This is a genomic window from Caballeronia ptereochthonis (genome assembly GCF_001545075.1).
Taxonomy (GTDB): domain Bacteria; phylum Pseudomonadota; class Gammaproteobacteria; order Burkholderiales; family Burkholderiaceae; genus Caballeronia; species Caballeronia ptereochthonis.
On sequence record NZ_FCOB02000087.1, the window covers coordinates 1 to 1,690 of the forward strand.

Sequence of the window (1,690 nt, forward strand, 5' to 3'; positions counted from 1 at the left end):
GTCCATGAACCTGATCCATCCAGCCGTGCGGGAGCTTCAGCGCCTGTTCCATCTTGCGTGCGGTCGTTGGGCCGATGTTCTTGAATTTGGTGTTGATGTGCGACATGTACGCCTCACGCACCCCCAATCTATCGCCGAAGAGCTTCAGCATTCCCTTCTCTGGTGCCTTTGGGTCATCCCTCCGTACTACCTCCTTGAATTGCTCGAAGAGGTGTTTGAAGTTGCGGTAGCGAGTCTCTGTAACGTCCATCAGCATGGCCCCCGTAAGGCTGATCTTGTTTTGTGTGCGGGAATTATGCCTTTGTGCGGATGGGCGCGGGGTAGCTACAGGAGCCTTCCCTGAGGGTCCCTCTCGAAGGTGAAGCGTAGGGCGGTGACCTTCCTTCCTGCCTTGATCGGGTGCCAGTCGATGAGCCAGCCATCCTTTTCCGTTAGCTCCCTCACTGCGGGGTCTATCACCCATCGGCGTAGCTGGCCGAAGTCCTTTGCATGGCTCTCTTTGGCGTCCATCGCTTTGATGAAGTCCGGTACGTCCATCTGTCGCCAGCCCGTGTCTTTGAACTGCATGAGCATTTCGAGAAGGCGCCATGAGTAGATCGAGCGGAGGCCAGCAGCCTGCTTCAGTAGATAGGTGGTGTGGTTGCCACGTAGGGCTACGAGGTAAGGCGTTGCTTCGTGGCTAAACCGCAGCTCCACCCATGCTTCCCCTTCGTGATACGTGATACCCGTTACCCAATGGTCAACGTATACCTTCAGCCCTCGGCGTGTCTCTTCCTCCCTTCGGATAACCCGGTCCATCAGGGTCTTGGATACGGTCTTGAGTTGGTCGTATGCGGTGTCCGAATCCAGTCCGAAGGTCTCTGCATACTCAGCAGCCGATAGCGTCACCTTGTAGCGGCCCTGATCGAGCCTCACTGAGTCGAGCTTGGCAGCACATGACTTCACTACCCTCTGTTCAGCCAGTGTCTTCAGCCCATGCGATGCCGCTACGAGGTCATTGCGAAGGGTTACGTGTTTCTCGGATAGGTGGCGGTCGTCTGCTTCTTTGGTCAGCAGCTTGAGGGGAGCTTTACGGGCCATATTCTGAGGTTTTTCCGGTTTCTCACAGATGAATATTTCCCATCAGAATAAGCTGTAACTGAGATTGTCTCCACCCCTCAGATATCCTGAGGCACCCGGTTTCTCGTAGTTGGCGGTCTCTGGCGGTCTGTGGATAACACCGGGTTTCTCTCAGACTCACCGGGTTTCTCTCAGAGTTCACCGGGTTTTTCTCAGAATAGCTCCCCGCTAACCCAATGCCAGCAAGGGATTCAGCCCTCTACAAACGTATACAAACAGGTTTACAAACCCGGAAACCCGTAGAGAAAGAGCCCTACAGCCCCAAACCCTCCGGTTCATCTAGGTTCCTAGCTAGGTTGATAGCTAGGTAGGCGTATGGACGTATGGGCGTATGGCTGTATGGGCGTACGTATGGATGTATGTACGTACAGCCGTATGTACAGAAAGCTAGCTGTATAGCTATACGGCCCTGCAGCACCCTGCCTGCCCGGGTTGACTTCCGGACCCCAGCCGGCCCCCCTGTGGGCGTCTACGGCCCAATTTGAGGCCCCCTGATCGGCTGGAAGGCCCCCGGGGTGGGTAGGGGTCTTTTGCCTGGTCGAATGAAAATTTCTGGGGGGTGGTCCTCTCT

General features: G+C 55.7%; 1 protein-coding gene. It reads right to left on the reverse strand.

Annotated features, from left to right (window positions below):
• Positions 1–324 precede the first annotated feature (324 nt).
• Entirely contained in the window at positions 325–1,080 is a 756-nt protein-coding gene (locus AWB83_RS35540) for a replication initiation protein (protein WP_061152631.1), read from the reverse strand.
• Positions 1,081–1,690 lie beyond the last annotated feature (610 nt).